The sequence below is a fragment of the Pelagerythrobacter rhizovicinus genome (assembly GCF_004135625.1).
Lineage (GTDB): Bacteria > Pseudomonadota > Alphaproteobacteria > Sphingomonadales > Sphingomonadaceae > Pelagerythrobacter > Pelagerythrobacter rhizovicinus.
Genome location: NZ_SDPV01000001.1, coordinates 190,843 through 215,633, shown reverse-complemented (window position 1 = coordinate 215,633; position 24,791 = coordinate 190,843). Strand labels below are relative to the sequence as shown.

Annotated in this window: 24 protein-coding genes; 4 read left to right on the top strand and 20 right to left on the bottom strand. The window is 68.3% G+C overall.

The genetic code is table 11. The annotated features are described in order from the left end of the window. Positions 1-3 precede the first annotated feature (3 nt). The 14 genes from ETX26_RS01140 to ETX26_RS01075 are packed head-to-tail and all read right to left on the bottom strand — an operon-like array spanning position 4 to position 13,565. Entirely contained in the window at positions 4-1,542 is a 1,539-nt protein-coding gene (locus ETX26_RS01140; protein WP_129522883.1) for a FadD3 family acyl-CoA ligase, read from the bottom strand. Further along, a complete protein-coding gene (locus tag ETX26_RS01135; protein ID WP_129522882.1) occupies positions 1,539-2,018 on the bottom strand; it encodes a MaoC family dehydratase in 480 nt (159 codons plus the stop codon). The genes ETX26_RS01140 and ETX26_RS01135 overlap by 4 nt, the downstream gene beginning before the upstream one ends. Next, positions 2,015-2,797 (bottom strand): SDR family oxidoreductase, encoded by a 783-nt coding sequence (locus tag ETX26_RS01130; RefSeq protein ID WP_129522881.1) that lies wholly within the window; start codon positions 2,795-2,797, stop codon positions 2,015-2,017. Before ETX26_RS01130 ends, ETX26_RS01135 begins: the two co-directional genes overlap by 4 nt. Further along, the gene (locus ETX26_RS01125) at positions 2,794-3,972 is read right to left on the bottom strand and encodes an acyl-CoA dehydrogenase family protein (protein ID WP_129522880.1); all 1,179 of its coding nucleotides are present in this window, start codon (positions 3,970-3,972) and stop codon (positions 2,794-2,796) included. Before ETX26_RS01125 ends, ETX26_RS01130 begins: the two co-directional genes overlap by 4 nt. Next, the gene (locus ETX26_RS01120; RefSeq protein ID WP_129522879.1) at positions 3,969-4,979 is read right to left on the bottom strand and encodes an acyl-CoA dehydrogenase family protein; all 1,011 of its coding nucleotides are present in this window, start codon (positions 4,977-4,979) and stop codon (positions 3,969-3,971) included. Before ETX26_RS01120 ends, ETX26_RS01125 begins: the two co-directional genes overlap by 4 nt. A 1-nt stretch (position 4,980) precedes the next feature. Beyond that, a complete protein-coding gene (locus ETX26_RS01115) occupies positions 4,981-5,883 on the bottom strand; it encodes an SDR family oxidoreductase (RefSeq protein ID WP_129522878.1) in 903 nt (300 codons plus the stop codon). 3 nt (positions 5,884-5,886) lie between these two features. Further along, on the bottom strand, positions 5,887-7,038 hold the full coding sequence (locus tag ETX26_RS01110) for an acetyl-CoA C-acetyltransferase (protein ID WP_129522877.1): 1,152 nt from the start codon (positions 7,036-7,038) through the stop codon (positions 5,887-5,889). A 7-nt stretch (positions 7,039-7,045) separates the two neighbouring features. Continuing rightward, entirely contained in the window at positions 7,046-7,978 is a 933-nt protein-coding gene (locus ETX26_RS01105) for an acyl-CoA dehydrogenase family protein (protein ID WP_129522876.1), read from the bottom strand. Next, on the bottom strand, positions 7,978-9,141 hold the full coding sequence (locus ETX26_RS01100) for an acyl-CoA dehydrogenase family protein (protein ID WP_129522875.1): 1,164 nt from the start codon (positions 9,139-9,141) through the stop codon (positions 7,978-7,980). Before ETX26_RS01100 ends, ETX26_RS01105 begins: the two co-directional genes overlap by 1 nt. Continuing rightward, complete coding sequence (locus ETX26_RS01095) at positions 9,141-9,890, bottom strand: enoyl-CoA hydratase family protein (protein ID WP_129522874.1); 750 nt, start codon at positions 9,888-9,890, stop codon at positions 9,141-9,143. Before ETX26_RS01095 ends, ETX26_RS01100 begins: the two co-directional genes overlap by 1 nt. Continuing rightward, positions 9,890-10,978 (bottom strand): NAD(P)H-dependent flavin oxidoreductase, encoded by a 1,089-nt coding sequence (locus ETX26_RS01090; RefSeq protein ID WP_129522873.1) that lies wholly within the window; start codon positions 10,976-10,978, stop codon positions 9,890-9,892. The genes ETX26_RS01095 and ETX26_RS01090 overlap by 1 nt, the downstream gene beginning before the upstream one ends. A 3-nt stretch (positions 10,979-10,981) precedes the next feature. Next, a complete protein-coding gene (locus ETX26_RS01085; protein WP_129522872.1) occupies positions 10,982-11,893 on the bottom strand; it encodes an enoyl-CoA hydratase in 912 nt (303 codons plus the stop codon). Continuing rightward, positions 11,890-12,681, bottom strand: coding sequence for a CoA-transferase subunit beta (locus tag ETX26_RS01080; protein WP_129522871.1), 792 nt, complete (start codon positions 12,679-12,681; stop codon positions 11,890-11,892). The genes ETX26_RS01085 and ETX26_RS01080 overlap by 4 nt, the downstream gene beginning before the upstream one ends. Further along, a complete protein-coding gene (locus tag ETX26_RS01075) occupies positions 12,681-13,565 on the bottom strand; it encodes a CoA transferase subunit A (RefSeq protein WP_129522870.1) in 885 nt (294 codons plus the stop codon). Before ETX26_RS01075 ends, ETX26_RS01080 begins: the two co-directional genes overlap by 1 nt. A 137-nt stretch (positions 13,566-13,702) precedes the next feature. Here ETX26_RS01075 and ETX26_RS01070 point away from each other — a divergent pair, with 137 nt between their 5' ends. Both ETX26_RS01070 and ETX26_RS01065 read left to right on the top strand, forming a co-directional pair. Next, positions 13,703-14,458 carry an SDR family oxidoreductase gene (locus tag ETX26_RS01070; protein ID WP_129522869.1) on the top strand — a complete coding sequence of 252 codons (756 nt, stop codon included), beginning with the start codon at positions 13,703-13,705 and terminating at the stop codon, positions 14,456-14,458. Continuing rightward, on the top strand, positions 14,455-15,612 hold the full coding sequence (locus tag ETX26_RS01065; protein ID WP_129522868.1) for a helix-turn-helix transcriptional regulator: 1,158 nt from the start codon (positions 14,455-14,457) through the stop codon (positions 15,610-15,612). The genes ETX26_RS01070 and ETX26_RS01065 overlap by 4 nt, the downstream gene beginning before the upstream one ends. A 15-nt stretch (positions 15,613-15,627) precedes the next feature. Here ETX26_RS01065 and ETX26_RS01060 read toward each other — a convergent pair whose 3' ends face one another. Together ETX26_RS01060 and ETX26_RS01055 are read right to left on the bottom strand one after the other, a co-directional pair. After that, positions 15,628-16,002 (bottom strand): sensory rhodopsin transducer, encoded by a 375-nt coding sequence (locus ETX26_RS01060; RefSeq protein WP_191984673.1) that lies wholly within the window; start codon positions 16,000-16,002, stop codon positions 15,628-15,630. Between the two features lie 68 nt (positions 16,003-16,070). After that, entirely contained in the window at positions 16,071-16,517 is a 447-nt protein-coding gene (locus tag ETX26_RS01055; RefSeq protein WP_129522867.1) for an Lrp/AsnC family transcriptional regulator, read from the bottom strand. A 119-nt stretch (positions 16,518-16,636) separates the two neighbouring features. Here ETX26_RS01055 and alr point away from each other — a divergent pair, with 119 nt between their 5' ends. Both alr and ETX26_RS01045 read left to right on the top strand, forming a co-directional pair. Further along, entirely contained in the window at positions 16,637-17,782 is a 1,146-nt protein-coding gene (gene alr / locus ETX26_RS01050) for an alanine racemase (RefSeq protein ID WP_129522866.1), read from the top strand. Beyond that, positions 17,779-19,038 (top strand): D-amino acid dehydrogenase, encoded by a 1,260-nt coding sequence (locus tag ETX26_RS01045; RefSeq protein WP_129522865.1) that lies wholly within the window; start codon positions 17,779-17,781, stop codon positions 19,036-19,038. The genes alr and ETX26_RS01045 overlap by 4 nt, the downstream gene beginning before the upstream one ends. Here ETX26_RS01045 and ETX26_RS01040 read toward each other — a convergent pair. From ETX26_RS01040 to ETX26_RS01025, 4 genes are read right to left on the bottom strand one after another with little or no spacing between them, the layout of a single operon-like run. Further along, positions 19,026-20,507: a mannitol dehydrogenase family protein gene (locus ETX26_RS01040; protein ID WP_129522864.1), complete on the bottom strand. Its 1,482-nt coding sequence runs from the start codon at positions 20,505-20,507 to the stop codon at positions 19,026-19,028. The two genes, ETX26_RS01045 and ETX26_RS01040, sit on opposite strands and share 13 nt — an antisense overlap. A 58-nt stretch (positions 20,508-20,565) precedes the next feature. Next, a complete protein-coding gene (locus ETX26_RS01035; protein WP_129522863.1) occupies positions 20,566-22,125 on the bottom strand; it encodes a pectate lyase in 1,560 nt (519 codons plus the stop codon). Beyond that, positions 22,122-23,120 carry an alpha/beta hydrolase gene (locus tag ETX26_RS01030; RefSeq protein ID WP_129522862.1) on the bottom strand — a complete coding sequence of 333 codons (999 nt, stop codon included), beginning with the start codon at positions 23,118-23,120 and terminating at the stop codon, positions 22,122-22,124. The genes ETX26_RS01035 and ETX26_RS01030 overlap by 4 nt, the downstream gene beginning before the upstream one ends. Next, positions 23,117-24,757: a family 43 glycosylhydrolase gene (locus tag ETX26_RS01025; RefSeq protein WP_404825250.1), complete on the bottom strand. Its 1,641-nt coding sequence runs from the start codon at positions 24,755-24,757 to the stop codon at positions 23,117-23,119. The genes ETX26_RS01030 and ETX26_RS01025 overlap by 4 nt, the downstream gene beginning before the upstream one ends. Positions 24,758-24,791: the final 34 nt, after the last annotated feature.

Sequence of the window (24,791 nt, the reverse complement as noted above, 5' to 3'; positions counted from 1 at the left end):
AGGCTAGCCATCGCGCAGCGCCTCCTTCGTCACTTTGCCGGCAGCGTTGTGCGGCAGGCCCTCGACGAACGCGAAGGCGCGCGGCACCTTGTAGTTCGCCATGCGCGCGCGCGCCCATTCGGCCAGTTCGCTCTCGGCCAGTGCCCGCCCAGGGCGAAGCACGACGAAGGCCTTGCCGACCTCGCCCATGCGCTCGTCGAGCACGCCGATCACCGCGGCCTGCGCGATCGCCGGATGTTCGGCGAGCAGGCGCTCCACTTCGGCCGGGTAGACGTTGAACCCGCCCGAGATGAACATGTCCTTCTTGCGGTCGGTGATCCGCAGATACCCTTCCGGGCCGAGCCAGCCGATGTCGCCGGTGGAGAGCCAGCCGTCCGGAGCGATCGCCTCGGCGGTCGCCTGTGGATCGTCGAGATAGCCGAGCATGACGCCGTAGCCGCGCACCTGGACCTCGCCGGCTTCTCCCTGCGCGACCGGGCTCCCCTCGTCGTCGACGATGCGCAGTTCGAGCCCTGGAAGCGGGCGGCCGCAGCTTTCGGCGATCAGCGCCGCATCGTCGCCGCGGCGGCACGAGGTGATCGTGGCGCACTCGGTCATGCCGTAGGCGGTGACGGTGTCGACCAGACCGAGCTCGCTGCGCATGCGGCGGACCAGCTCCGGCGGCACGCTGGCCGCGCCGGTCGCTGCGCCGCGCAGCGAGGAGGTGTCGAAATCCCCCTCCGCCTTCGCCGCGAGGAGCGCCTGGTAGATCGTCGGCGGCCCCGGGAGGAACGAGATGCGCTCCCGCTCGATCAGCGCGATCACTTGCGGGATGTCGAACGTCGCCAGCGGATAGATCGGTGCGCCGGCGATCAGCGCCGCAACCCAGCCCGCCTTGAAGCCGAAGCTATGGAAGAAGGGATTGATGATGAGGTAGCGGTCGTCGCTGGTCAGCCCCATCTGCCGGCCCCAGTCCGCGAACATCGGCACGATCCGGTCGTGGGTCGAGACCACACCCTTCGGCGCCCCCGTCGTGCCGCTGGTGAACATGATATCGGAGACGTGTGCTGCGGTCAGGCGGCCCAATGCCTCGTCGATCGACGGATCCTCCGCGCTTTTCCCCTCAGCGACGAACGCCTGCCAGTCGGAATCGAGCAGCACCGTCCGCTCCAGCCCGGGAAGGTCCTCGCCCGCCAGCAGCGCCGGATAGTCGGTGCCGAGGAAGTCGCCGTAAGTGACGAGCACTTTGGCCGAGGTACGCCGCAGCATCTCCCCCGCCTCGCGGCCCTTGAGGCGGGTGTTGAGCGGCACGATCGCCGCGCCGGTCGTCATGGCTCCAACCGCGGCGACGATCCAGTTGCGGCCGTTGGGCGCCCAGATCGCGACCCGGTCCCCCTCGCCCACGCCGATTGCGAGCATGGCGGAGGCAGCGGCGCGGCATTCCCGCTCGAGGTCTGCGAAGGACCAGCGCACCTCCCCTTCGACGAGCGCAGTGCGCGAGCCCCAGGTCCGGGCGGCCGCGGCAACGAGATGCGGCACGGTCGGAGGCAGTGGATCGATCATCCGACGCCCCCTTCTTCCGGATAGTAGCGGCTGATCGTGTCGATCGTGCAGGCGGGCCGGTCTCCGCCCTCGATCTCCACTGTGACGCGCACGGTCGGCTGGACCGCGCCCTTGATCTCCTCGACCTTCACGATCTCGCCCGCCGCGCGGATGCGGCTGCCGACCGGCACCGGCGCGAGGAAGCGCAGCCGGTCCGCCCCGACGTTCACCGCATGGGCGAAGCCGCGCACTTCGATCAGCTCGGGCAGGAAATGGTTCACGAGCGCCAGCGTGAGATAGCCATGCGCGATCGTGCCGCCGAACGGCCCGCCTTTCGCGCGCTCGACGTCGACGTGGATCCACTGGTGGTCGCCGGTGACCTCGGCGAACCCGTCCACCCGGTCCTGCTCGATCGCGAGCCATGCGGTCGGGCCGAGCGAAACGCCCTCGTTGCCAAGCAGATCGGCAGGGCGGTCGAATACGCGCGGCCCGCTCATGCGCGCTGGCTCGACACCGGGACGACCTCGCCGGTCATGTAGCTGGCGAGGTCGGAGGCGAGGAACAGCATGACGTTGGCGACTTCCCACACCTCGGCCGGGCGCCCGAAGGCTTCGCGCGCAGACAGTTCGGCGAGCAATTCCTCGCTCGTCACTTTGGCGAGGAAGGCGTGCATCGCGATCGAGGGCGCGACGGCGTTGATCCGCACGCCGTGCTCGGCCGCCTCGAGTGCGGAGCAGCGGGTGAAGGCCATGACCCCGGCCTTTGCCGCCGCGTAATGCGCCTGCCCCTTCTGCGCCCGCCAGCCGAGGACCGAGGCGTTGTTGACGATCGCCCCTCCCTTGCGCGCGTACATTCCGGGGAGGAATGCGCGCGTCATGCGGAAGACGGAATTGAGCGTGACGTCGAGTACGCGGTGCCACTCGTCATCCGTCATGTCGATGACGACGGTCTCCCCGCCGAGCCCGGCATTGTTGATCAGCACGTCGACCGCGCCGAGCTCGGCTCCCGCAGCATCGCGCAGCGCGTCGACTTGCGCCTGATCGGTCACGTCGCACACGAACGTCGCCGGCGGCTCGCTTCCCGTCTCATCGGCAATCCGCCCCGCCGCTTCGCCGAGGCGCCGCTCGTGCCAGTCGCTGATCATCACCCGCGCGCCTTCCTCGACCGCGCGCTTCGCCACCGCATAGCCGATGCCCGTGCCAGCGGCGGCCGTGACGAGCACGGTCTTGCCGGCAAGCAGATCGCGCCCGGGCGGATAGGTCGGCGTCAGGCTCATGCGTTTCCTCTCGGCTCGCGCGGCAGGCCGAGCCCGCGCTCGGCGATCAGGTTGCGCTGGATCTGATTGGTGCCGCCGTAGATCGTGTCGGCGCGCGAATAGAGATAGAGATTGGCGAGCAGCGGCCAGCCCTCGGCATCAGCGGGCGCGACCTCGCCTTCCTGCCCGAGCACGTCCATCGCCAGCTCGCCCAGCGCCCGGCGCCAGCTCGCCCACTGGATCTTGTACGTCAGCGCCGCGCCCGCGAGCGCGCCGCCCTTGCCGCCGGCCAGCATGCGAAGCGCGCCGTAGCGCATCAGCCGCAGGCCGATCTCGGCCTCGGCGAGCCTCTGCCGGAACACCGGGTCCGCCGCCTTGCCGTTGTGCTTGGCCGCGGCGATCACCGCGTCGAGCTCGTTGCGGAACTGCATCTGCTGGCCGAGGGTCGAGATGCCCCGTTCGAACGAGAGCAGCGTGGTCGAAACCGTCCACCCCTCCCCCTCGGCGCCGACCATATTCTCGACCGGGCAGCGCGCGCCGTCGAAGAACACCTCGTTGAATTCAGCCTCGCCGTTGATCTGGCGGATCGGGCGGATTTCGATACCGGGCTGATCGAGATCGACGAGCAGGAAGCTCAGCCCCTCGCGGCCGCGGGTTCCGTCTTCGGTCCGTGCGAGCACGAAAATCATGTCGGCGAATTGGGCGAGGCTGGTCCAGATCTTCTGCCCCTCGATCACCCATTCGTCACCGTCGCGCCGCGCACGGGTGCGGATGGCGGCAAGGTCGGAGCCGGCGCCGGGTTCGGAATAGCCCTGGCACCAGATCGCCGTGCCCTCGGCGATCGCCGGCAGGAACCGCGCCTTCTGCTCCGAACTGCCGAGCGCGAGCAGCGTCGGCCCGAGCAGCTCGACTCCCATGTGGTTGAGCCGGTTAGGCGCCCCGGCGCGCGCATATTCCTCAGCGAAAATCACCTGCTCGTTGAGCGTCGCGTCGCGGCCGCCCCACGCGATCGGCCAGCCGATGCACGAATAGCGATGCTCGGCCAGCCGCCGCTCCCACGCCTTGCGGCGCTCGGGTTTGTCGACGAGATTGGCGATCCCGCGGATGTCGGCGAACTCGCCGGCCATCTGCTCGTCGAGCCAGCTCGCGCATTCGCGGCGGAACGCCTCTTCCATGTCGGAGAACCCCAGCTTCATGCCGCGTCGTCCAGCATGATCCGCGCGACGCGCTCGCGGTGATGCGGCCCGTCGCCGAGCATGTTCGCGATGGCGCGCGCGCGCTTGAAGAACAGGTGCGCGTCGTGCTCCCAGGTGAAGCCGATGCCGCCGTGGAGCTGGATCATGTCGCCCGCGACCCGCAGATAAGTATCCGCGCAGAAGCTCTTGGCGGCATGGAGCGCAAGCGCGCGGGTCTCGTGCCCTTCGTCCAACGCGCAGGCCGCCCACCATACGGCGGAGCGCGCCTGCTCGATCTCGACCGTGCGGTTCGCAAGGCGATGCTTGTAGGCCTGGAACGAGCCCACTGGACGGCCGAACTGCTCGCGCTCCTTGGCAAAGGCGACGGTGCGATCGAGCGCCTCCTGCGCGCCGCCGAGCGCTTCGGCCGCGAGGCACAGGACGCCGGCCGCGCGGGCCGCCTCGCACGGCGCCGCTCCGCCGGGGAGCGGATCGCCGGCGGACGCGTGAACCCGCGCGAGGGGCCGGGTCTCGTCGAGCGACTTCAGCGGCTCGACCGTCGCCGCGCTCGCATCGATCAGGTGCGCACCGCCTTCGCCAAGCAGGAGCAGCAGATCGCACTGCGCCGCGTGCGGCACGAGCAAACCTTCACCCCCTCGCTCGCCCGCCGCGACGCTCCGGTCCCCCGCCATCATCGCGGGAAGGTGCGCATCGATCGCCGCCCGATCGTCGCTCGCGAGCAGGGCGGCCGTCGCCATCGCGTGCCCCAGCAGCGGGATCGCCGCCAGCGTGCGGCCCGCCTGCTCGGCAACGACCGCCAGTTCCACATGGCCGAGCCCGGCGCCGCCGAGATCCTCGGGCACGGTCAGGCCGCCGAAGCCGAGTTCGCGGCAATAGGCGCGCCAGAGGTCGCGATCGATGCCGCTGGCCATCGCGGCCCGCGTGCGCTCGCCCCCTGCGTTCTCTGCGAAGAACGCCGCCGCCGTCTCGGCGATCATCTGCTGCTGCTCGTCGAGCGCGAATGCCATCTCAGGTGCCCCAGACCTTGCGGGGCGGCACGCGTTCGGCGAGCAGTCGGTCCACTGCTTCGCCCACCTCGCCCGGCGCCCACCGCGCGCCTTTGTCGACGAACGGCCCTTCGCGCCAGCCGTCTTCGAGCATGATCTTGCCGCCCTCGAGCTCGAACACGCAGCCGGTCACCTTGGCGCTATGCGCGCTGCCGAGCCAGACGACCGCAGGCGCCACATTGGCGGGGTCCATGGTGTCGAAGGCATCGCCCTCGGTCGCCATCTTCTCCGCGAAGGCCTGCTCGGTCATGCGGGTGCGCGCGGCCGGGGCGAGCGCATTGGCGGTAATGCCGTAGCGGCCGAGCTCGGCCGCCTGGACCAGCGTGAGCGTGGCGATCCCGCCCTTGGCCGTCGAGTAGGCGGCCTGCGCGATGGAGCCTTGCAGCCCCGCGCCGCTGGTCGTGTTGATGATCCGCGCGTCAGGCGCTTCGCCCACCTTCGCCTTGGCTCTCCAGTAGTCGACGGCATGTCGGCTGACGCAAAAGTGCCCGCGCAGATGCACGTGCATCGTCGCGTCCCATTCGTCGAGCGTGGCGGAGACGAACATCCGGTCGCGCACGATCCCGGCGTTGTTGACCACCACGTGGAGGTCGCCGAATTCGCTCACCGCAGCCTCGACGATCCGCCTGGCGGCATCCCAATCGGTCACATCGTCGTAATTGGCGACGGCTTTCCCGCCGGCCACACGGATTTCCTCGACCACGGCGTCGGCGGCCGACGTGTCGCGCCCTTCGCCGCCCAGCGAGGCGCCGATGTCGTTGACGACGACGTTGGCGCCCTCGGCGGCGAAGGCCAGCGCATAGGCGCGGCCCAGCCCGCGCGCCGCGCCGGTAATGATCACAGTCCTGCCTTCGCAGATCCCCATTCGTCAAAGCCTCTCGATAATCGTCACGTTGGCCTGGCCGCCGCCCTCGCACATGGTCTGCAGACCGTAGCGGCCGCCGGTGCGCTCCAGCGCGCCGAGCAGCGTGGTCATCAGCCGCGCGCCCGTGCCGCCCAGCGGATGGCCGAGCGCGATCGCTCCGCCCTGGACGTTGATCTTCTCGTGCGGAATGCCGAGTTCCTGCATCCAGGCCATCGGGATGCTGGCGAAGGCCTCGTTGCATTCGAACAGGTCGATGTCCGCGACCGTCATGCCCGCCTTCTCCAGCGCATGCCTGGTCGCCGGGATCGGCGCGGTGAGCATCCACACCGGATCGTCCGCCCGCACCGAGATGTGGTGGATGCGCGCGCGCGGCGTGAGGCCGTGGTCCTTCACCGCCTGCTCGGACGCGATCAGCAGCGCGGCCGCGCCGTCGCAGTTCTGGCTCGCGACCCCCGCGGTGACGCGCCCGCCTTCCTGCACCGGATTGAGCGCGGCGAGCCCTTCGAGCGTCGTGTTCGGGCGGATCGTCTCGTCGCGTTCGAGCCCCGCCAGCGGCGCCACTTCCGCATCGAACCAGCCGTTGTCCCACGCCGCCTGCGCACGCTCGTGGCTGGCGAGCGCGAACCGCTCCATCGCCTCGCGCGAGATGTTCCACTTCTCGGCGATCATCTCGGCCGAGTTGATCTGGTTGAGAACGCCGCCGCCATAGCGCTCGACCCACCCGCGCGCGGTGTTGAACGGATTGTCGAAGCCGTACGGCTGGCCGGCGAACATCGCGGCGGAGATCGGGATCGCGTTCATCGCCTGGCTGCCACCCGCGACGACGAGATCCTGCGTGCCGCTCATGACGCCCTGCGCAGCGAAATGCACCGCCTGCTGGCTGGAGCCACACTGGCGATCGACCGTCGTGCCGGGCACGTGCTGCGGCAGGCCGGCGACAAGCCATGCCGTGCGCCCGATGTCGCCCGCCTGTGGACCGATCGTGTCGCAGCAGCCCCACACGCAGTCGTCGACCGCGTTCGCGTCGATGCCTGTCCGCTCGATCAGCACGCGCAGCGGGTGCGCGGCGAGATCGGCCGGATGCACCTGGGCGAGCGAACCCTTCTTGCGCCCGATCGGGGTACGGACCGCGTCGATGATATAGGCTTCGGCCATCGGCTCCTCAGGCGAACGTGTGCTGCGGGCCGAGGGGGTGCGCGCCGCCGAGCGCGGCGTCCTCGATCCGGTGATAGTGGAAATTGCGGTCGCCCCAGGCGCCGGAGAGCGCCCATGCGCGCTTCATCCAGAAGTGGAGATCGACTTCGTAGGTATAGCCCATCGCGCCGTGGACCTGGATCGCGCTTTCCGCGGCGAGATAGGCGGCATCGGTCGCGGCGTATTTGGCGTGGCTGACGTGCAGCGGCGCGCTCGGCAGCCCGTCGTCCATCGCCTGCGCCGCACGCCAGAGGACCGGGCGCACGAACTCGAGCACGACGGCGACATCGGCCAGCTTATGCTTGATCGCCTGGAACCCGCCGATCGGATGACCGAACTGTTCGCGCACCTTGGCATAGGCGACCGCCTGGTCGAGCATGGCCTCGGCCAGGCCGACAAGCTGCGCCGCGCTCATCAGCGCACCGAGATCGAGCAGCAGGGGATCGTCGCCGGCGCCCTCGGGCGCGGCCACGAGGTTGCGCAGGGGATCGACGCTCGCAAGCTCCTCCCCCTCCCCGTCCGCAACCCACGGGTTCACCGCGTGCGGCAGGGCGACGAGCTTCTCGCCCGCCGCGATCGCGGCGAGATGGCCGGTCTCGCCGCGCGCGATCAGCCACGGAACCGCGACCAGCGCTGTGTCGACCAGCGGCTCGGCCAAGCAGGCGCGGCCGCATTCGCGGGCGATCAGCGCGCCATCGAGCAGCGTCATGCCCAGCCCGCCCTCGCTCTCGGGCACGAGCAGTCCGGTCAGGCCCATCTCGACGAGTCCCTGCCATATCCGCAGATCGCGGTTGCCGCCGGCATCGAGCTGCCGCAGCACGTCCGGCCCATGCGTGCCGCCAAGGTACTCGCGCACCGCCTCGGCCAGTTCGACGCTTTCCGGTGGAAGTCTGAAATCCATCAGCCCGCTCCCACGCGTGGCAGGCCGAGCAGGCGCTCGGCGGTGATGTTGCGCTGGATCTCGTTCGAACCGGCGTAGATCGGGCCGGAGAGCGAGAAGATGTAGCCCTCGAGCCACTCGTTCGCGCGGCCATCGGGCAGGGTCTGCAATTCGGCGGCGGGCCCCAGCAGGTGCATCGCCGCGCGGTGCATCGCGCGGTCGAGTTCGGACCAGAAGATCTTGTTCAGGCTCGCCTCGGCGCCGATCGAGCCGCCGGCCATGATCCGCGCCGCGACCTGGTAGGTGTTGTAGGCATAGGCCTGCGCGCCCATCCACAGCCGCACGACCTCTTCGCGCAGCCCTGGGGAGGCGCGGTCCGCCGTCTCCCGCAGCAGGGCCATCAGCCGCGCGGCGGTCGCCTGGAAGCGGCCGGGCGAGCGCAGCATCAGGCCGCGTTCGAAGCCGGCAGTCGCCATCGCCACCTTCCAGCCCTCGCCTTCGCCCGCGATGCGGTTCTCCACGGGCACGCGGACCTCGTCGAAGAACAGTTCGGCGAAGCCCGGATCGCCGTGAAGCTGGCGGATCGGGCGGCGGGTGATCCCGGGCGCGTTCAGGTCGAACAGCAGGAACGAGAGGCCCTTGTGCCGCTGGCTGCCTTCCTCGGTGCGGAACAGGCCGAAGCCCCAGTCGGCAAAGCTCGCCCGGCTCGACCAGGTCTTCTGCCCGTTGATCACATAGTGATCGCCCTCACGCCGCGCGGTCGCCTTGATCGCGGCCATATCGCTGCCCGCGCCGGGTTCGGACCAGGCCTGCGCCCAGATCACCTCGCCTTTCGCCATCGGCGGCAGGAAGCGCGCCTTCTGCTCGTCCGAACCGAACTCCATGATCGTCGGGCCCAGCAGGAAAATGCCGTTCTGGTTCGCCCGCAGCGGCGCGCCGGCGGCCCAGTATTCTTCCTCGAAGATGAGCCACTCGATCAGATCGAGCCCGCGCCCGCCATATTCGCTCGGCCAGGTCACCATGCCCCAGTTGCCGCTCGCCAGCTCGCGCTCCCACGCGACGTGCTGATCGAAGCCGTCCTGCCGCTCAAGCGTGACCAGCCGCTCGGCCGGAACATGCGCCGCAAGCCACTCGCGCACCTCCTGCCGGAAAGCCTGCTGCCTGGTGGTGTAGGCGAGATCCATCAGAACTTCGCCGCCCCGCCGGTCTCGACGAACGCGTCGCGCGACTTCTGGCTGTCCTCGTGCATGTACATCTCGAGCGTGAAGCCCTGTTCCCAGCGGTAGCCGCGATCGACGTCGCGCTCTTCCAGCCCGTTCAACGCTTCCTTGGCGATGGTCAGCGCCTTGCGGCTCTTCGACGCGATCGTGGCGCAGAAGGCGCGCGCCTCGGCTCTAAGCGCCTCTCGCGGGACGACTTTCTCGATCGCGCCGAGCCGCCAAGCCTCCTCGGCCCGGATCTTGCCGCCGGTGAAGAACGCCGCGCGCACCTTGTGCAGCGGCAACATTCGCGACAGGTGGCTCGCCCCGCCCATCGCGCCCCGGTCGATCTCGGGCAGTGAGAAATAGGCGTCCTCGGCCGCGATGACCGTGTCCGAGGCGCCGCAAATGCCTATCCCGCCGCCGATCACGAAGCTGTGCACCGCGCTCACCACCGGGACTTCGGCCGAGCGGATCACCTTGAAGGTGAGATAGTTGCCTCGGTTCAGCTCGGTGATGCGCTCGGGATGCGCCTGCATCTCCTTGATGTCGACGCCCCCGCAGAAGCCCCGCCCCTCGGCGCGGATCAGGATGCAGTGCACGTCCTGCCGCGCGGCCAGGGAACCGATAATGCCCGGCAGCTTGAGCCAGGTCGCGGAATCGAACGCATTGACCGGCGGCACGTCGAACACGATTTCGGCAATGCGATCTTCCACGGACCAGCCAATCGGCATCACGCAGCTCCCTTGATTGCGGCCGGACGGCCGGTGAACGCCGCGATCCGCTGGCGCGCTTCGGTTTCGATCCGGGCGAGAAGCTCGGCGCAGGTCGGCAGATCGCCGAGGCGGCCGGAGACCTGGCCGGACGCCATCAGTCCATTGATTGCATCGCCCTCCACGACCGCCTTCTGCAGCAGGACAGGCGCGGCGGCGGCGAGCATGGCCTCGGGCAGAGACTTTCCGCCTTCGCTCCGCATCGCGCGGGCGCTGGCGAGCAGTTCGCCCCAGCTCGCGCCCGTCGCGCGCTTCATCGCGACGGCGGCGGTGAGACCACGGCTCCACTTGCCGAGCGTGCCACCGCTCTCGATGCGGTCGAGCATGGCATTGCGGATCATCCGCTGCGGAATGCCGTCGATCCGGTCGGTGACGAGGATGTCGGCGGTCCCCGCGCGCGTATAGGCGGATTTGACCGCATCGGGCACCGGGCTGTCGGCGGTCATCATGAAACGCGAGCCCATGGCGATGCCGCTCGCCCCCCAGGCAAGCGCCGCTGCCAGACCGCGCCCGTCGGCGAACCCACCGGCTGCCGCGACCGGTACGTTCACCGCATCGAGCACCTGCGGCAGCAGCACGGTGGTCGCGACCGAGCCGGTGTGCCCCCCGCCCTCACCACCTTGGACGGTGATCGCCCGGCAGCCCAGCGCGACCATCTTCTCGGCGTGCTTCACCGCGCCCACGGTCGGCATGCAGACGATCGCGGCCTCGCTGAAGCGCGCGATCATGCCGGCGTCGGGCCCGCGCCCGAAACTCACCGCGCCGACGCGCTCGCTGTTGGCGAGGATCACCTCGACGATCTCGCGCGCGCCGGGCTGAAAGCTGTGGAAGTTGACCCCGAACCGGTGCGGCGTGAGCCGTGCGGTCTCCGCGATCGCCTCGGCCAGCTCGGCCGGCGTCATCACCGCGCCCGCGAGAAACCCGAACGCCCCCGCATTGCTGCTCGCCGCCACGAGCCTCGGCGTCGCGATCCAGCCCATCGCGGTCTGCACCACCGGCAGGCGGCACCCGAGCAGCACGGTCAGCGGAGTGGCGAGCGGGTCGGCCAAACGTCAGTCCTCGCCCGTCTGCCGCTTGTTCTTCTCGGCCATTTTCTTGCCGTCGAACCCGGCGATGTAGTCGCCCTTGACCAGCGTGTTGTTGGCGTGGGCGAAGTGGTGGTAGCCGAAGGCCGCATCGATCCCGGCGTTCTTGCCCGCAAGCGTCTCCATGTGGTTGCAGGCCTGCTTGGCGAGCTGGAGCGCCAGCCGCGGCTGCTCCGCGATCCGGCTAGCGATGCGCGCCACTTCGGCCTCCAGATCGGCCCGCGCCACGACGCGGTTGACCATGCCCATCTCGTAGGCGCGCTGCGCGCTCATCCGTTCGCCGAGGAACAGGAATTCCTTGGCGATCCGCACGTTGAGCTCGTGGCAATGGGCGAAATATTCGAGGCCCGGGAAGCCCATCTGCAGCACCGGATCCTGGAAGAACGCGTCGTCCGAGGCGACGATCAGGTCGCAGACCCAGGCCAGCATCAGACCGCCGGCGATGCAGCCGCCATGGACCTGCGCGATCGTCGGCTTGGGAATGTCCCGCCAGCGCTTGCACATGCCGAGGTATTGTTCCTGCTCGCGGATATAGGCTTTCTCGGCGCCGGCCTTGTTGGCGTGATCGTACCACATGAGCCGCCGATCGACGCTCGCATGGAAGTCCCGCCCGGGCGAGCCGATGTCGTGCCCCGCGCTGAAGTGCTTGGCGTCGGACTTAAGCACGATCACCTTGACCGCATCGTCGTCTACCGCGCGGCGGAAGGCGTCATCCAGCGCGTAAGTCATCTGGCTGTTCTGGACGTTGTGATAGCGCGGCCGGTTCAGCGTCACGCGCGCGATTCCGCCGGCAGCCTCGTAGAGGACCGGCTCGTCGGTCTCGTAGACGTGCTCGCTGGGGGTCGGCGGCTCGAGGCCGTCGTTGCCGGGCTCGGTCATGATGCGCCCCTTTCTGCCGGAGGATTGTCCTTGAGAACCCGGGCGCGAAAGCCGCGCGGATCGAGCCGTTCGATCAGCGCCAGCTGCTCCTCGCCCGGCAGCGGCGTTTCGCCTTCGACGGCGTCGATCAGTTCGAATCCGGTCGCGTCCTGCACCTGCGCAAAGATCACCCCGGGGTGCAGCGAGACGACGCGGATCGCATGATCGGGGCCGCCGAAGTCCATGACGCACAAGTCGGTGACGATCCGCCGCAGGTCGATGCCGCCGTAGTTCCCGCCCGGCACGCGCCGCGCCGGATTGTACCCGGGGCTGGAGACGCGATCGACTTCGCCGCCGACGAACACGCGCGGCGAGTGCGCCGGAATGAACATCGAGTTCGGGTGATAGATGCCGTTGCCGGGGAAGCCCCGCGCGCCCAGCATCTGCACCTTGGGCCGCGTATGCGTACCGCCCAGCGCCGAAAGGTTGGTCTGCCCGAACCGGTCGATCTGAGTCGGGGTCACCATCGCGTGCCGCCGCCCGCTCCACACCGCGCTGTCGAAGAAGCGCGAGAAAGGCAGGTATCCGGCCGGCGTGGGGCGTTCGTCACCCGTCGCGCCGAGCGGAACCGGCTGCTCGACCAGGAACGCCTCGCCGTCGGTCATCATCAGGCCCGGCGAGTGGGTCAGCTTGGCCAGACCCGCGCCGATGCGGGGGATCGGTCCGATGCCGGTGGCGATGATCTCGCGGCTCGTGCGAAACGCTTCCGCACAGGCGACGATGCACAGTTCTGCCAGCGTAATGCTCATCAGAACACCGGCAGCGGAAGCGCCGCTACTCCCTCTTGCCCGCCGACCGAGGCGAGATAATCGGCCTCGCTCGCGCCCACCGCCCATTCGGCGACTGCGTTCCAGCCCCCCGGATCCTTGGCCGCGGCGGCGTATTTCTTCAGCCACCCCATGTCCCAACCATAGGCGGGCGGCATGGTCGTCGGATGTGCCCCGCCGGGCGTCTTGGCGACGCCGGTCACGAAGCACCGTTCGAACAGGTTGGCCCTGACGTCCTGCGGGTAGGAAGCCTCCATCGCATCGACCAGTTCCTCGCAGGAGACGAAGCATTCGGCCGCGGCCTTGGCGAACCATTCGTCGTAGTACGTGTCCGGCCCGAGCGCCTGGACATTGCCCCGCCGGTCCGCCCGGTGAACGTGGATCAGGGCGGCGTCTAGCTTTAGCGCGGGTATGGCGACCAGGACCTCGCCGTCGTCGTAGGGTGAGGTGACCGTCTTCAGACCGCCCAGTTCGAGCAGATCGGTTCCGAGTCCGACCCTCGTCGGCAGGAACGGCACGGAGAACGCCGCGGCCTTGAGGCCCCACTGAAACATGCCCTCGTCGAGCTCGAGCACCTCGATCACGCCGGCCTCGCGGCTCTTGCGGAACCAGGGCTCAAGCGGAATCTCGTCGAGCGAAACGAAGGCGAAGACGAGCTTCTTCACTTTGCCCGCCGCGCACAGCATGCCGACGTCGGGGCCGCCGTAAGAGACCAGCGTCAGATCCGTGAGGTCCGAACGCAGGATCTCGCGCACCAGTGCCATCGGCTTGCGGCGCGGCCCCCAGCCGCCGATGCCCAGGGTCATGCCGCTTCGCAACCGTGAAACCACCGCAGCGGCGTCCATCGTCTTGTCAATCGTCGGCATGGCCGGTCGTTCGATCCTCTCTTCCCGATCCGAGAGATGCGGCTGGGGGCGATCGGCCGATACCCCCATTTGGTGACGGCGACTTGCGGTGTCCGGGGATAGGCTCCAGACGAGACGAGAGAGGACACGGTACGGACATGAGCGAACGCGTCGCATTGATCAGCGGGGGAACGCGCGGCATCGGACGCGCGATTGCCGAACGGCTGCTCACCGACGGATGGCAGGTCGCCGTCTGCGCGCGCCGGGCGCCCGCTGAGCCGGTAGCCGCTGGCGGGAGAGAGGCGCTGTTCCTGCCGACCGACGTGCGCGATCCCGCCGCTGTCGAGGCGCTGGTGGCCACGGCCATCGAGCGTTGCGGACGTCTCGACCTGCTGGTCAACAATGCCGGGGGAACACCTGCGGCGGCGGTCGCCGACTCCTCGCCCGAACTGCTCGAGAAAGTGATCGCCCTCAATCTGACCGCGCCGCTCATCCTCGCGCGCGCGGCCTACGGCGCCTTGCGCGATGCGGGCGGTTCGGTGGTCAATATCGCCAGCATCTCCGGCCTGCGCGCGGCACCGGGTACCGTTGCGTACGGTGCGGCAAAAGCGGGCTTGATCAGCGCGACGCAGGGCCTGGCGATGGAATGGGGGCCGGACGTTCGGGTCAATGCGATCGTGATCGGCCTGGTGGAGAATGCCGATCAGGTGGAACACTACGGCGGTGCGGAAGGCGTCGCGCGGCTCGGCGCCACGCTGCCGATGAAGCGCATGGCGCGCGGGCACGACGTGGCCGCCTGCGTGGCCTGGCTCGCCTCGCCCGACGCCGCCTACGTCTCCGGCGCGGCGATCGAGCTGCACGGCGGGGGCGAGATTCCGGCGTTTCTCGCGCTCGCACAGGATGGCGGCGGATGACGGCGCGGGCGAAGACCGAGACAATGGCACTCGACCCCGAGCTGCTGGCGACGCTCTATCGCGGCCCGATCGAGCTCGAACCCTGGCGCGCCTTCCTGCGTGCGCTGGCGAAAACGGCTGGGTGCGACAACGCGGCGATCTCGCTCCAGCTCAGCCGCAAGGGGCTCGCCTCGGTCACGCTGTGGGCGGAGCCGCCGGCGGTCGATCCCGAAGTGGCGCGCACGATCCACTCGCGCCAGGCGGCACTGGGTGATCTCGACCCGATGAGCAACGCGCTGAAGCGCACCGGCGAGATCCTCCTGCTCGAGGAAGTCGCGCCCCGCGAAGGACTGGAGCGCGACGAGTTCTACCTGGAGATCATGAAGCCTTATGGCATCGCGCAGGCGCTCGGCATGTATGTCGCGGAGCCCGGCGGGATCGAGTGCAACCTCGGGCTGGTCGCGCATTTCGAAAGCTTCCGCTTCACAGCCCGGCACAAGGCGCTGATGGCCGCGCTGCGGCCGCACGTGCAGATCGCGCTGGAGCTGTTCTCGCGCATCCAGCGCGACGAAAGCCAGATCGGCGTGCTCACCTCCACCCTCGACCGCCTCACCATCGCGACCTTCATTCTCGATGGCCGCGGCCGGGTGTTGCGGATGAACAAGGCGGCCGAGGCGAAGGTTGACCGCGGAGAAACCTTCCGACTGGTCGACCGGCATCTCGCGGTCGGTGGACGAACCGATTCGCGCAAGTTCGAGCGGATCGTGAAGGAGGCGCTGCTGAGCCGGATCGAGAACTCGGGCGCCGGTCTCGTCCGCGCCTTCCGCTGTGCCGATCCGGCCAACGAGGGCCTGGGCATTCTCGTGCGCGCCATCGAGCGCGAGCGTGCGGCGCCGATCGACGCTAGCCCTGGGGCGATCGTCTATGCGACCGACCCGGCGCCCGGCGCCACGTTCGAGCAGCTGATCGCCGCCCTGTTCGATCTCTCGCCCTCCGAAGCGGGCCTCGCCGCCCTGCTTACGCAAGGGTTCTCGCTGACCGAAGCGGCCGAGGAGCTGGGACTGACCGAAAGCACCGTGCGCTCCTATTCCAAGCGGATCTTCGCCAAGGTCGGTGTGAGCCGGCAGACGGAGCTTGTCCGCCTGATCCTGCGCAGTGTGGCCATTCTCGGCTGACCGCCGGGTGAGACGTCAGCTCTCGGAATAGGCCATGGTCGTCAGCAAGGCGACTTCGCTCTTCCGCGAATCCAGCCGCGAATGCTGCACTACGATCGGTACATCAGCTTCGATGACCGAGGCGTAGTCGGTGTCGCGCGGGACCGGCTCGGGATCCTCGAGGTCGTTGAACCGCAGGTGCAGCGTTCGCCGGGGAGGTACCCTGACCCGGTAGGGCCCTGCGGAATCGCGGTCGGCGAAATAGAGCGTGATCTCGACCCTCGCTTCCCGGTCGCCGGCGTTCAGGATACAGGCAGTCTCGTGCGAGACGAGCGCGGGGTCATCGAAACTGCTCTCGCTGGGGATGTAACCTTCGGCAATGGCCCAACGCCTGCGTCCGATCTCCGGCATGATGGTCTCCTTTTCGGCAAGAGCCCAACGGCCGGCCCCGCGCTCCCGTTCCATGGCTGACCGCCGTGCTACCGGCGGCGATGGCTGCGCATGGCGAAGCTCGACGTGATCCGTGAAACGCCGGGGAGCCGCGACAACACGTCCCGGTGAAACTCGCCATAGTCGTCGATCCCGGCGATCTGCACGCGCAGGATGTAGTCGCCGCTGCCGGTCATCAGATACCACTCCTGAATCTCGGGATAGCGGCGCAAAGCGGCCTCGAAACGGGCGAGATATTCCTCGGTCTGCCGTTCGAGCGCGATCTGCACGATAGCGACGGTCCCTTCGTCCGGCCCGGCGCTGGAGACGATCGCGGTATAGCCCCGGATCACGCCCGACGCCTCCAGCAATTTCACGCGCCGCAAGCAGGCGGATGGCGACAGGCCGACCTCCGCGGCAAGCGCGCTGTTGGTGATCCGCGCGTCGAGACGAAGGCGGTTGAGGATCCGCCGATCGGCGTCATCCAGAGCTTTCATGCAGAATATTCCAATGCTTTGCAGATTGTGCCACTCATAGCGTATCCATTGGCGTTTCATACACCAGATTGGCGAAACGTTGAGCAGGATGTGCAGTATTCCCGCCGAAGGAGCGGGGAATGCAATCACACATCGCCATCGACGCATTCTCGAGCCGGCTCGGTATCGATCTCGATGCCATTCGCGCGAATTACCGCACCATTTCGCGGCGTGTCGCACCGGCGCGCTGTGGTGCCGTCGTCAAGGCGAACGCCTATGGTCTCGGCGCGACGATGGTCGGCCCGGCCCTTTACCGAGAGGGCTGCCGCACCTTCTTCGTCGCCCAGCTTTGCGAGGCCGGCCCACTGGAGCAAGTCATCGGCGGGGATGTAGAGATTTTCATCCTCAACGGCATCGATCCGGGAACCGAGGCGCTATGCGCCGAGCGCGGCTTCGTACCGGTTCTGAATTCCGCGACGCAGGTCGAACACTGGCGCACGCTGGCCCGCTCGCATGGCCGTTCGCTTCCGGCAGCGCTGCAAGTCGACAGCGGCATGTCACGCCTCGGCCTGCCCTCCGCTGCCGCGATCGCTCTGGCGAATGATCCGGCATTCGCCCGCGACGTCGATCTTCGCCTGCTCATGACCCACCTCGCCTGCGCCGACGAACCGGCGCGCCCCGCCAACGTAGAGCAGCTTGCGCGGTTCCGTATGCTCCACGCGCATTTCCCGGGTGTACCCGGCTCGATCGCGAACAGCGGCGGCACATTCCTCGGCGGTGAGTTTCACGGGGATGTCGCGCGCCCCGGTGTTGCCTTGTTCGGAGTCGATCCAGGTCCTCTTGCCGAGGGGCTGCGACCTGTCGTCCGCCTCGACGCGCGCGTGCTCCAGATTCGCACGATCGAGGCGGGTACCGGGGTCGGCTACGGTCTCGAACACGTGGCGACGACGCGGCAGCGGCTCGCGACGATCGCCATCGGTTATGCGGACGGCTGGCCCCGCTGTCTCGGCGGCGTCGGCGCCGCATGGCGCGGCGGGGCACGGCTTCCCGTCGCCGGGCGCGTATCGATGGACAGCACCACCGTCGACATCAGCGCGCTGCCTGAGGAAGCATTGCGCGAGGGGGACTTCGTCGAGCTGATCGGCCCTTCGCAATCGCTCGATCAAGTTGCGCGCGATGCAGGGACGATCGCCTACGAGATCCTGACGCAATTGGGTGCGCGGCATGCGCGCATCTATCACGAAAGCGGCGCCGCGCAGGTGCGGGTGCCGGGGAGCTATCCATGAGAGTGATCGTTCTGGGCGCCGGCGTGGTCGGCGTGACGTCGGCCTATTACCTGGCCGAGGCGGGGCACGAGGTCGTGCTGATCGACCGTCAGCAGGGGCCGGCGCTGGAAACCAGCTTCGCCAATGCAGGCGAGATCTCGCCCGGCTACGCCTCCCCCTGGGCGGCACCCGGCATTCCGGTTAAGGCGCTGCGCTGGCTGCTGATGAAGCATGCCCCGCTGATCCTGCGCCCGCGGCTCGACATGGCCATGATGCGCTGGATTCTGGCGATGCTGCGCAATTGCACCGCCTCGCGATACGCGCTCAACAAGAGCCGCATGGTTCGCCTGGCCGAGTTCAGCCGAGACGAGCTGATCGCGCTGCGCGGCAAGCTCGGCCTGGAATACGATCAGCGCTCGCTCGGCACGCTCCAGCTCTTCCGCACGCAGAAGCAGCTCGATGCGAGCGCGAGCGACATCGCCGTGCTGGAGCAGTACGGCGTCGCCTACGAGCTGCTCGACCGCGACGGCTGCATCCGCGCCGAACCGGGCCTTAGCGCCTCGCGTGACCGCTTCATGGGAGGCCTGCGTCTGCCGGGGGACGAGACAGGCGATTGCCACGTGTTCACCCGCCTGCTTGCCGAGCGGCTGCCCGGCAAGGGTGTGGACCTGCGTTTCGGGACACGCATCGATGCGCTGGAGCGCGACGGAGACCGTGTCACCGGCATCCGGACCGACCGGGGCGTCGTGCGGGGCGACGCATACCTCGTCGCGCTCGCCAGCTATTCGCCCGCCTTGCTGCACCCACTGGGGCTCCGCGTGCCGATCTATCCGGTGAAGGGATATTCGATCACACTGCCGGTGGCCGATGCCGCGCGGGCGCCGGTGTCGACACTGCTCGACGAAAGCTACAAGATCGCGATCACCCGCCTGGGCGAACGCATCCGGGTCGGCGGAATGGCCGAGCTGGCGGGCTTCGACCCCACGCTGCATGCCCGGCGTGAGGCGACCCTGCGGCATTCGCTAAGCGATCTCTTCCCGGGCGCCGCGGCGAACGATGCGCCATCCAACTTCTGGAGCGGATTGCGCCCGATGACGCCCGACAGCACCCCGATCGTCGGCGCGACGCCGCTGTCGAACCTGTTCCTCAATGCCGGCCACGGCACGCTCGGCTGGACGATGGCGTGCGGGTCCGGCCGCCTGATCTCCGCCATTATCGACGGCAAGAGCCCCCCGATCGATCCGGACGGACTTGGCCTGATACGCTACCGGCCCTGATCCCCGACGGCCGCGGCGAGCGTCGCGGCAGCGCCCTTGCGAACCAGCTCGCCCAACCAGCGTGCGATCTGCTGCGCCGCCGGGCTCCCGGCAAGCGCCGGCGGGAAGATCGCATCGATGGCGAGCAGACGATGCGCAGCGTCCGCGGGATCGGCGGCAGCGGCCCAGGCGGCGGCGGTGCGATCCGCAAGCGGATCGTCGACCACGTGGCGCTCGCCGGCATCGTCGCGTCCCGCCTGCCAACGCATCCAGGCCGCGATCGCGAGGCCGATCATGGGCGAGGCCAGCCCCATCTCCTGCCGCGCGAGGAGCGGTGCGACCAGCCGCTGCGGCAGCTTCTGCGAACCGTCCATGGCGATCTGGCGGGTTCGGTGCCCCAGCGCACGATTGGCGAAACGCGCCAGCAATGCCCGACGATAGACGGCCAGGTCGAGCTCGTCCGGCGGCGCCAACGTCGCCTGCGCCTCGTCCCACAGTGCCTCGACGAGAGCCACGCCGATATCGTCCGAGACGAACTGGTCGACGAACTCGATCCCCGCTTGCGCCCCCAGATAGGCTATGCCGGAATGAGCGCCATTGAGCAGCCGGAGCTTCGCCGTCTCCCAGGGTGCGACATCGGCCGTCACCTGCACCCCTGCCGCGCCGAAATCGGGCCGCTCACCGGCGAAGCGACCTTCTATGACCCATTGCGTGAAGGGTTCGGTCTTGACCATCGCCCGGTCCATGGCGCCGATCCGGCGCGCCAACCGCTCGACATCCGCCTCGTCCGTCGCCGGCACGATGCGGTCGACCATAGTTTGGGGAAAGGCGCCCTTGTCCGCGATCCAGTCGTGCAGCGCAGGATCGCAACGCTCCGCCATGGCCAGCACTGCCGCTTCGAGCCGGCGCCCGTTCTCGGGAAGGTTGTCGCACGATATCGCGGTGAATGGCGCAAGCCCTCGTGTCCGCCGCAGCGCAAGCGCAGCGACGAGAAATCCCGGTGCGGTCCTGGGGCGATCGAGACGGGCGAGGTCGGACGTCACGTCAGGATCCGCCTCGATCAGCGAACCGGTCGCAGGATCGAGCTTGTAGCCCTTTTCCGTCACCGTCAGCGTCACGATGTGAGTCTCGGGCGCTGCGAGCGCTTCCACGAGCGCGGCCGGCTTCTCCGGCGCCACGAGGACGTCGGTGACGCAACCTATGATCCGCGTCCGCTCCTCGGCCCCATCGCGCACGACGAGGCTGTAGAGCCCGTCCTGGGGCGCCATCGCATCTCGCGTCGCCGGCGAACGGAGCGATGCCGCGCGAACGCCCCACCGCGGATCGCCCCGCCCGATCAGGTCGTCGAAGACGACCGCCTGGTGGGCGCGATGGAACGCGCCGATGCCGAGATGGACCACGCCCTTTCGGACCGTCGACCGTTCATACGAAGGCCGTTCGATGTCCGGCGGTAGCTGCCCGAGAGTGGCCGGAGACAACCGCACGGTCACCGCCGCAGGAGCTCGTTCCGGAGAGCCTCCGTGGGCGAGGGGAATGGGCTCGACCGCATCATTGCTCGGCAATCAGCGCCGCGATGAGACGGCTCATGTTGGCGATGTAAGCCGAGGTCGAGATGCCGGTCACCGGCGTTTCGGCCGTATAGGGCGAAGTATCGCTCGCGTCCCCCACATGGGTCGAGCGGTAATCACCCGGCACGGCCTCGGCCGGGCCGTCGCCGCGATAGGGATTGCTGGTTGCGTAGAGCGGCGTCGGCCACCAGCCGTCGTCGTTCAGCGTGCGTACGAGCGTTGCGGGCTCGGCGGCGTCCCGGGCATTGAGATCGGAACCGGTCTCGAGATCCACCACGAAATAGCGCGGAAGCGGCGTCCTCTCCGTCGCATGGAGCGGCGAGCTGCGGACAGCCTCTTCGGGCGGCAGGGCCTTCAGTGCCTCGTACTCGCGCCGCAGCGCCGCAACGTCGATGGCGCGGTAGGCGGAATAGTGACCCAGCGGCGCTTCGGGATTGTAATCCCAGTAATATTCACCGTTCACGACGTTCGAGCCGCGGCGGTGAACATAGATCGGCCGGTTGGTGCCGATTTCGATGAACGTCGGGAAATGGCGATCGCCGCTTCCCTGCCCCTCCGGCAGGCGCACCGACTCAAGCCAGTCCAGCGCCTCCGGGATGCGGGCGAGGAACTTGGTCTCGCCAGTCATGCGGTAGAAGTCCATGAGCTGCCGTACGTTCGCTGCCGTCGTGCCCGTGTGCAGCGCATTGGGCTCGTAGGTCCGTGCGCCCGCTGGCTTGAGGTCGAGCGTATACTGAAGACCCCACCCCGGCTGCGGGGGCCCGAGCTGAGTCACCACGAAGGCGTTCATCGCACGGATGATCGGATCGACGACGCGAGTATCGCCCAGCGTCTGGTAGACCATGGTCAGGAACTTGATGTTCTCGGCCGCAACGTCGTCGTTGAAGGTTATATAGCGCGCATACTCCGGGTACTCGGGGTCGTAGGGCCAGCGTTGAGGCCAGCCGCCGACCGGATACTGGCTCTCCAGAACGAACTTGATCGCCTTGTCCAGTGCCGGGCGATATTTCGGGTCCAGCTTCTCGACGTAGAGGCGCAGGAGGAACTGCATCGCTTCCGAGGTGCCGGCATCGTCGAACGTCGCGTTGTCGGCGTAGTGCTGGAATTCCTCCATCCGCCACGCGTTCTTGCCGATCGTTTCGTACCAGTGACGGGTCGAGGCAGGCCCGGCGAAATCGATGAAGTAGTTCCAGCCGCCGCTGCGATGCTGGCCCCGGATGAGCGCCGCCGCGGCCTTCTCGGCCGCCTGATAATAATATTCGTCGCCCGTGGCGTGATAGGCGTCGAGGAACAGATGGCCCATCGTGGCGGTGCCCGGCGGCTGCACCCAGATCATGCTCGGCTTCGCCTCAATCTCGCCCCAGCGGCGGGACATGTCGGGCAGGTAGGACCAGACGTAGCCGCCGTTGGTCGAGACCTCCTCGACCATGAAGCGTGTAGCGCGCTTCATGGTCTGTTCGATCTCTTCCTGGCTCTGAGCCCGGGCTTGAGGCGCCGTGACCAGGATCAGCGCGATCGCGCAGAACAGGCGAAGAATCATGCCCACAGTCCCTGTCCCTGACCCCAGCGGTGGAAGAGATGCTCCCAGCCCTCGACGGTCTTTCCTTTCGCAAGCCGGAGACCGAAGCCGTGCCCGCCATCGGCGTAGAGATGAGTCTCGGTGGCGATGCCCCGCTCGCGCAGCGCGGCACGGAGCATCAGCGTGTTCTCGACCGCCACCGAGCCGTCATCCTCTGCGTGGAGAAGGAAAGCGGGTGGCGCATCGGCCGGGACGTTGAAGCTGGGCGTATGCGCCCGCTCGAGCGCCGGAGAAGCCGCTTCACCGATCAGATTCTTGCGCGATCCGGCATGAGCCGTGGGGGCGGTCATGGAGATGACCGGATAGATCGGCGCTGCGGCATCGGGACGGGCCGAGAGGCGGTCGGCAGCGTCCACCGGATCGTAGACCCTGGCGTCGAAGCGGGTCATCAGATCGGCGCACAAGTGGCCCCCGGCGGAAAAGCCCATGGCCGCGATCCGCTTCGGATCAAGGCCGTAAGCATCGGCGCGATGCCGGATCAGGCGCATCGCGCGCTGCGCGTCCGACAAGGCCACGTCCGGCCCCGCGGCCCAGCCTTCATGCGGCAGCCTGTAGAACAGCACGAAGACCGTAATGCCGCGCCCGTTCAGCCAGCGCGCCATCTCGTAGCCTTCCTTGTCGATCACCACCCAGCTGTAACCGCCGCCAGGGGAGATCATGACGGCGGCGCCGTTCGGGCGCTCGGGTCGGAAGACGGCGAGACGCGGCCGGGAGATGCCGAAGACATAGCGGTCGTTGAACGCCGGATCGGTGCTCCGCTCCTTCACCGTCTCGACCGGCAGCGTCTCGGGCGCCCCCGGAGCGCCCGCCGGCCACAGATCGATCGTTTCCGCCGGGTCGGGAAACGTCAGGTGGGGGGAAGCGGGCGTCGCCGGCGCCGCGGTCTGGGCAGCCGCGCGCGATGCGAGGCCCAGCGCCACGCCCCCCATCAAGGCCGTTCTGCGATCGAACTTCATGCCAGGGCCTCATACGTGAAATTGGAGAAGCGCCCTTCGCCGCTGCCGGCGACGTAGAGCGCCGGACGGAGGCTGAGGAAGTCGTAGGCGACGTTGTGGTGATAGCCCGAGACTTCCATCTGCACGTCGAATTTCTGCCAGCTCCGGCCGCCATCCTGGCTGGTATGGATCGTGAGGATATTGCGGTCGTTTGTCAGGCGAATGCGCATCCTGTTCACCGGCGCAGCACCCTTGTCGCGCTGCCCCGGAATGGCGCCGCGAGGGCGCTGCAGGCCGTAGCGGTGCATCATCAGCCCCTTCTGTCCGAAACCGAGCCCGGCATAGAGTCGCCGATTGTAGAACAGGAGAAGGCCCGCTTCCGCACCTGCATCGACCTCGACATCCGCCTCGATGCGATAGCGCTGGTCGCCGTTGACGAACGAGAGGGGCGAGCAATCGCTCGGCGTGCTTCCCTTGCCGCGCATGTGGAGCACGCCGTTCGCCCGGCGGAGGCGCTGCACCTCGTCCGGCGCGGGATCGTAGAAGCTCCACTGGACGCCGAACTTGTCCGCCGTGAAATCGTCGCTCAGCGGCATCCCGTGCTGCTGGTCGGCGAGGTCGAGCGGCTTCTCGATCGGTTCCGACAGATCGCCGCCCAGCGGCTCTATCCAGCCATCCTCGGTCCATTCGACCGGCTCCAGCAAGGCCTGCCGGCCCAGTGTCCAGTAGCCGTTCTCGTAGCCGTGGTAGATCATCCACCACTGGCCGCCCGGTCCTTCGAACAGCGTCGCATGGCCGCGCGACCACCATTTCTCGCGCGCGCTCTTTGTGCGGATCTGGGGGTTGTTGGAGGCATGCTCCCAGGGCCCGTTGATCGAGCGCGAGCGCGCCATGATGACCATGTGGCCGGTCGGCGGGCCCGCCGTGCCGCCAACGGCGGTGGTCATGTAGTAGTAGTCGCCGCGCTTGGTGATCTTGGGACCCTCGGGCGCGAAAGTCTCGACCACCCACTCCTCGGGATAGCGCCAGGGGTCGTAGACATGCTCTACCTCGCCCACGACCGAAAGGCCGTCGGGCGCAAGGCGCACGCGGTCGCCGCCGGAAAGGAACAGCCAGCGGCTGCCGTCCTCGCCCACGGCATGGCCCGGATCGATATGGTCGGGGAGTCTCAGGTCGATCGGGTCGGACCACGGCCCTTCGATCCGCTCCGCGTGGATGACGTAGATCGACTTGTAATCGGGGAACCGCGCCGGAATGTAGAGGAAGTAGCGGCCGTCGTGCTTGACCAGCTCGGGCGCCCAGACGGAGCCGATCGGCTTGGTGAGCGCGGCCGTTACCGGCTGCCAGTTCACCAGATCGCGGCTGTGCCAGATGACGAGACCCGGATAGGCGTCGAAGCTGGAGAAGGTGAGGTAGTAGTCCTCGCCATCCCGCAGAATGGTCGGGTCCGGATGGTCGCCGGCGAATACCGGATTGAGGAAATGCCCGTCGCCGAGGTCCGCCTTGCGCTGCCCCTCGAAGCCCCGCCCCCACACCATGTCCGCGTAAGGATCGAGCGATGAAGTGGAGCGCGAACCCTGCGCAAGCGCCCGCGCCGGGAGAAGCTGGAGGAGGCCGGCGGCTGCGACCGCTTTCAGGCCGGTCCTTCGATCGAACATGCTGGAGATGTCTCCTTGCAAGAAAGAAATGGCC

What these genes read in the sequence shown, in the direction of transcription:
- ETX26_RS01140 (WP_129522883.1), bottom strand. Translation starts at nt 1,542, where the DNA reads ATGATCGATCCACTGCCTCCGACCGTGCCGCATCTCGTTGCCGCGGCC.
- ETX26_RS01135 (WP_129522882.1), bottom strand. Translation starts at nt 2,018, where the DNA reads ATGAGCGGGCCGCGCGTATTCGACCGCCCTGCCGATCTGCTTGGCAAC.
- ETX26_RS01130 (WP_129522881.1), bottom strand. Translation starts at nt 2,797, where the DNA reads ATGAGCCTGACGCCGACCTATCCGCCCGGGCGCGATCTGCTTGCCGGC.
- ETX26_RS01125 (WP_129522880.1), bottom strand. Translation starts at nt 3,972, where the DNA reads ATGAAGCTGGGGTTCTCCGACATGGAAGAGGCGTTCCGCCGCGAATGC.
- ETX26_RS01120 (WP_129522879.1), bottom strand. Translation starts at nt 4,979, where the DNA reads ATGGCATTCGCGCTCGACGAGCAGCAGCAGATGATCGCCGAGACGGCG.
- ETX26_RS01115 (WP_129522878.1), bottom strand. Translation starts at nt 5,883, where the DNA reads ATGGGGATCTGCGAAGGCAGGACTGTGATCATTACCGGCGCGGCGCGC.
- ETX26_RS01110 (WP_129522877.1), bottom strand. Translation starts at nt 7,038, where the DNA reads ATGGCCGAAGCCTATATCATCGACGCGGTCCGTACCCCGATCGGGCGC.
- ETX26_RS01105 (WP_129522876.1), bottom strand. Translation starts at nt 7,978, where the DNA reads ATGGATTTCAGACTTCCACCGGAAAGCGTCGAACTGGCCGAGGCGGTG.
- ETX26_RS01100 (WP_129522875.1), bottom strand. Translation starts at nt 9,141, where the DNA reads ATGGATCTCGCCTACACCACCAGGCAGCAGGCTTTCCGGCAGGAGGTG.
- ETX26_RS01095 (WP_129522874.1), bottom strand. Translation starts at nt 9,890, where the DNA reads ATGCCGATTGGCTGGTCCGTGGAAGATCGCATTGCCGAAATCGTGTTC.
- ETX26_RS01085 (WP_129522872.1), bottom strand. Translation starts at nt 11,893, where the DNA reads ATGACCGAGCCCGGCAACGACGGCCTCGAGCCGCCGACCCCCAGCGAG.
- ETX26_RS01080 (WP_129522871.1), bottom strand. Translation starts at nt 12,681, where the DNA reads ATGAGCATTACGCTGGCAGAACTGTGCATCGTCGCCTGTGCGGAAGCG.
- ETX26_RS01075 (WP_129522870.1), bottom strand. Translation starts at nt 13,565, where the DNA reads ATGCCGACGATTGACAAGACGATGGACGCCGCTGCGGTGGTTTCACGG.
- ETX26_RS01070 (WP_129522869.1), top strand. Translation starts at nt 13,703, where the DNA reads ATGAGCGAACGCGTCGCATTGATCAGCGGGGGAACGCGCGGCATCGGA.
- ETX26_RS01065 (WP_129522868.1), top strand. Translation starts at nt 14,455, where the DNA reads ATGACGGCGCGGGCGAAGACCGAGACAATGGCACTCGACCCCGAGCTG.
- ETX26_RS01060 (WP_191984673.1), bottom strand. Translation starts at nt 16,002, where the DNA reads ATGCCGGAGATCGGACGCAGGCGTTGGGCCATTGCCGAAGGTTACATC.
- ETX26_RS01055 (WP_129522867.1), bottom strand. Translation starts at nt 16,517, where the DNA reads ATGAAAGCTCTGGATGACGCCGATCGGCGGATCCTCAACCGCCTTCGT.
- alr (WP_129522866.1), top strand. Translation starts at nt 16,637, where the DNA reads ATGCAATCACACATCGCCATCGACGCATTCTCGAGCCGGCTCGGTATC.
- ETX26_RS01045 (WP_129522865.1), top strand. Translation starts at nt 17,779, where the DNA reads ATGAGAGTGATCGTTCTGGGCGCCGGCGTGGTCGGCGTGACGTCGGCC.
- ETX26_RS01035 (WP_129522863.1), bottom strand. Translation starts at nt 22,125, where the DNA reads ATGATTCTTCGCCTGTTCTGCGCGATCGCGCTGATCCTGGTCACGGCG.
- ETX26_RS01030 (WP_129522862.1), bottom strand. Translation starts at nt 23,120, where the DNA reads ATGAAGTTCGATCGCAGAACGGCCTTGATGGGGGGCGTGGCGCTGGGC.
- ETX26_RS01025 (WP_404825250.1), bottom strand. Translation starts at nt 24,757, where the DNA reads ATGTTCGATCGAAGGACCGGCCTGAAAGCGGTCGCAGCCGCCGGCCTC.